4 protein-coding genes are annotated in these 3,696 nt (G+C 58.2%); 1 reads left to right on the top strand and 3 read right to left on the bottom strand.

Annotation, left to right across the window (positions count from 1 at the left end):
* Window positions 1-99 precede the first annotated feature (99 nt).
* From NW809_RS11185 to NW809_RS11195, 3 genes are all read right to left on the bottom strand, one after another.
* Window positions 100-567 (bottom strand): response regulator, encoded by a 468-nt coding sequence (locus NW809_RS11185; protein WP_143597172.1) that lies wholly within the window; start codon window positions 565-567, stop codon window positions 100-102.
* A gap of 47 nt (window positions 568-614) precedes the next feature.
* Window positions 615-2,195 carry a TM0106 family RecB-like putative nuclease gene (locus NW809_RS11190; RefSeq protein WP_414402158.1) on the bottom strand — a complete coding sequence of 527 codons (1,581 nt, stop codon included), beginning with the start codon at window positions 2,193-2,195 and terminating at the stop codon, window positions 615-617.
* Window positions 2,196-2,270: 75 nt separating this feature from the next.
* Window positions 2,271-2,549, bottom strand: coding sequence for a hypothetical protein (locus tag NW809_RS11195; RefSeq protein ID WP_414402159.1), 279 nt, complete (start codon window positions 2,547-2,549; stop codon window positions 2,271-2,273).
* 171 nt (window positions 2,550-2,720) lie between these two features.
* Here NW809_RS11195 and NW809_RS11200 point away from each other — a divergent pair, with 171 nt between their 5' ends.
* Complete coding sequence (locus tag NW809_RS11200) at window positions 2,721-3,626, top strand: ABC transporter ATP-binding protein (protein ID WP_414402160.1); 906 nt, start codon at window positions 2,721-2,723, stop codon at window positions 3,624-3,626.
* Window positions 3,627-3,696: the final 70 nt, after the last annotated feature.

Raw genomic sequence — 3,696 nt, forward strand, 5'->3', positions numbered from 1 at the left:
TGAGGGGTGACCCTCCGGTAACCTAGCTCGGTGCCAGGCTCATCTCTCCACACCAACCCCCCAATACAAGGGGGGTTAATTTTCATCTGGGGGTAAAACTTACGGGAAGTTTCTCCCTTGAGCTCGCCGTAAGAGTTCTGTGCGTTCCAGATGGTTGAAGATGTGCGTGATCAGCTCTGGACCGACGATGGGTTTACCAACGAAGTCATCCTCTCCCGCTTGAAAGACTTGTTCGAGTGTGTGAGGGTCTGGGTGGGCGATTAGGAAGAGTATCGGGATCTTGCTCCAATCTCGGTCGTTTAATTCCGACATTATTTGATTAAGCTGCTCCCAAAAGTCTTTTGGGATCGAGAGGGAGTACAGGTCAAGTCTCCAGGGATCCAGTGGTTCTCTCAGCGCAAGGACGAATGACTTGTTGTCATCCACAACTAAAATCCTTTTTCTCTCGAGGTTTGAGGCTTCATTTTTGGCATAATCTAGTTGCTCGTTGAGAATCTTAAAGATAGCATCTGGGTCAATAGGCTTTTGCAAGAGCATGCGCTTGAGATCAGCATCTTTCGTTAGCAAAATGAGGAGAGGCAGATTTCGATTCCACCGAGATGGTGCTGGTTCGATCAATGTCCGGCCCAAGTATCTGGGCTTGGGCCGTCGACGGGGGCAAGAACCGAACCTTGGCTTAGCCAGTTTTTAAGGCAATAGGTAGCCCGGCAGTCGTCCTCGTTGTAGATGAGCGACTGCTCCAAATAGCGGCGATCTCGTGTTTCCAGCCACTGGCTGTACCAGTAGATGGAGTGGGCTCCACTGCCCTCGGGTAGTCGCCACTTAAACCCCAGCCAGCGAGCGATGTTTTTCAGGGAGTAGCTCTCGATGGGTAGCACTACCGAGCGCTGAACCCAGCTGTGCAAATCTACAAAGCGCTTCAGCAGTTGCCGCACCTCTCGGGGATCCGTTTGGTGCTGCTCCCCCAGTCGCCGACAAGTCTGTACTTCAAAGCTGTGAAAATGATAGATGGGGGCCTCAGGGTAGCGTTGAACTAGCTGTAGGAATTGTTGCCAGGCTTGCCCTTCCTCTCGCGGCTCAGCAGCTAGGCAACTGTAGTAGTTGACAACCTTGTTCTCCTCTGCTTGTTCTACCACGAGCAAGCCCAGTAGGTAAGCGACGTTGTGGCGGGGATCCGCCTCGATATCGAAGTACAGCTCCACGGGCGCTGTCGGCAGAGCCTGAGGCGGGGATTGCAGCCAGAGGGGCTTGCGGCTGAGGGTGGCACGGGCTTGAAGCTGCAGTTGCAGGGCCACGCCGGCTCCCAGCTTGGGGATAGCCTGGAGCATCTCCAGGCGAGCGTTAGCTAAAGCCTCAATCGAATGGATCCCTGCCTCCTGCAAAAGGGGATAGCGGGATCCGGTTACGCCCGGCAGCAGGCTGAGGGGCTGGGCGACGGCATTCAACTGCCGACAGTGCTCCCGCCAGTGACAAAGATGACAGCGGCTGCGGGCCATAAACACCTGCGGCGGCTCCGCCTGCTCAAGGGAGTGCAGATAATCTTGCAGCAAGCGACGCACCTGGGTGCGGCGTCGGCTGAGGTGAACAAGGTGCCACTTCCCGTCTTTTAAGATCAAGAAGCCGCATTTGGGTACCTGACCCTGCAGGGATCCAAGCAACTCGGCCTGCAAAGCCAACAACAGTTCGTACTCCGGCTTGGGGCGCTTGCCGAGGCGAATGTGCACCGGCAGGTAAACGGGCCGGTCTTGGCTGCGAAGGGCGGGATCCCGAATCAGGAGGTCCAGCGAGCTGCTTACCCAAACGGAACGAAACTCTGGAACAGCCCCAGGCGGCAGTGCAGGTGTCTTGTTAGTGGAGCCGTCTTCAGGGAGCTCAACCTCTGTCTCAGGGGAAGGAGCGAGGGCAACTTCAGAGCTGGCAAGCTCCGCCTCAGCTTCCCAAAACAGCTCTGCTACAATCTGCCCGCCGTAGATCCGCTCCGCCCCTGCTGCCATAGCTGCCAGAAGGGCTTCATTGCCCGGCGCGACCTGTTCTCCCGGGAATCGCTCCAGGACAGTAGCTTGCAGAGCTTGGCGATCCCGACGCCATTGCTCCAGCAGGTTTTCCGTCGGCAGCTTGGCTTCTTGAGGTCCAAAGCGATCCAAGTAGGGCAGGCGACGACAGCGAAAAAAGGCCAGCACCTCTTCTGTGTCCACAGAACCCTGCTGGGCTGGTGCAAGCGGGAACTCCAAGGGCGGACGACCTCAGCTCTGCTGTCATTGTGACATGCCTTAAGCCTTGGGCTGCTGAGCTAGCAAGAAGTGGGCAATGAGGCGCTCAACCGTTGCGGCCTGGCGCTGGGCGGTTTCAGCTTGCTGCTGGCAGACGGCCTTGAACTCCTCCAGCCACGCGCTGTGCTCTTGCGTCATCCGCGCCTGCTGCTGAACGATGTCTTTTAACTGAGACAAGTCGTCTTTGATAGAGCTGACGGCTTCAACTAGGGTCAACACAGCGCCGACTAGGCGATCCAGGCGGAAGTCAATCTGATCGAATCGGTCTCCACTTGGCATAGTTCCTCTCCACTCTGGTGCTTCGGGTAGAGCTTCGGCTAGCCCCGCTCCTCAGCAATTATTTTGCAAGGGCGAGGTGAAAGCTCCGAGTAAGGAAGATCACAGCCGCCCAGGAGAGAAGGCCAACCCAACTGGCGTATGCTAGGGAAGAAAGGTTTCTTTACACTGCAGATGGAGCCGACTGCAACCACTCTTTCAATGGCCCCGACTCTGCCCCAGACCCAGCCGGCGGCAGTGGAAACGCAGGGGGTGTGGAAGCGCTTTGGGCAGCAGGTGGCTGTTCAGGACTTGAGCCTGCGGATCTTTCAGGGGGAGGTATTTGCCCTGCTGGGGCCCAACGGCGCTGGCAAATCCACCACCATCCGCATGCTCACTAGCCTCACGCGACCCAGCCAGGGATCCATCCAAGTGGGGGGCTACGACGTGGTGCGGGATCCCTTAGCAGTGCGGCGGCAGATTGGGGTGGTGTTGCAGCCTATTACCCTAGAGGCGGAGCTAACGGTTTGGGAAAACCTGGAGTTCCACGGCCGCATGCACCACATCCCCAACCCGGAGCGGCAGCAGCGCATCGACGAGTGGCTGGAGTACGTGAAGCTGGCCGACCGGCGGCACGACAAAGTGAAGACCCTCTCCGGCGGCATGAAGCGGCGCCTCCAGGTGGCCAGGGCGCTGTTGCACCGGCCTCAAATTTTGTTTTTGGACGAGCCAACCGTTGGGTTGGATCCCCAGGCGCGGCGGCTGCTGTGGGAGATCCTGCGGGATCTGAACCGGCAGGGGATGACCTTGCTGATTACCACCCACTACATGGAAGAGGCCGAGGAGCTGTGTGACCGCATCGGCATCATGGACGGCGGGAAGCTAATCGAGCTGGGCAGCACCGACCAGTTGCGGGCCAAGTACGGAGAAGCCCTGCTGGTGCGCTCCCGCCCTGGCCAGGAGGTGAGCTACACCTTTTTCCCCAGCTTGGCGGAGGCCCAGCGGCAGTTGGAAGCGGAACCCGACAAAACCGGCCTGATGGTGCGCCCTGCCAACTTAGAAGATATTTTTGTACGCTTGACGGGCCGTCGCCTGGATTAGCGCGCCCTCAGCCTCAACCTCTCTCCTTCGGAAAGAGGGAGGTTACGGTTTTTCCTCTCCCCATCCCTCC

Origin of the sequence: Synechococcus sp. WC101, assembly GCF_047461555.1 — a bacterium.
In the GTDB taxonomy this organism is placed as follows: Bacteria; Cyanobacteriota; Cyanobacteriia; order Thermostichales; family Thermostichaceae; genus Thermostichus.

What these genes read in the sequence shown, in the direction of transcription:
- NW809_RS11200 (WP_414402160.1), top strand. Translation starts at nt 2,721, where the DNA reads ATGGAGCCGACTGCAACCACTCTTTCAATGGCCCCGACTCTGCCCCAG.
- NW809_RS11195 (WP_414402159.1), bottom strand. Translation starts at nt 2,549, where the DNA reads ATGCCAAGTGGAGACCGATTCGATCAGATTGACTTCCGCCTGGATCGC.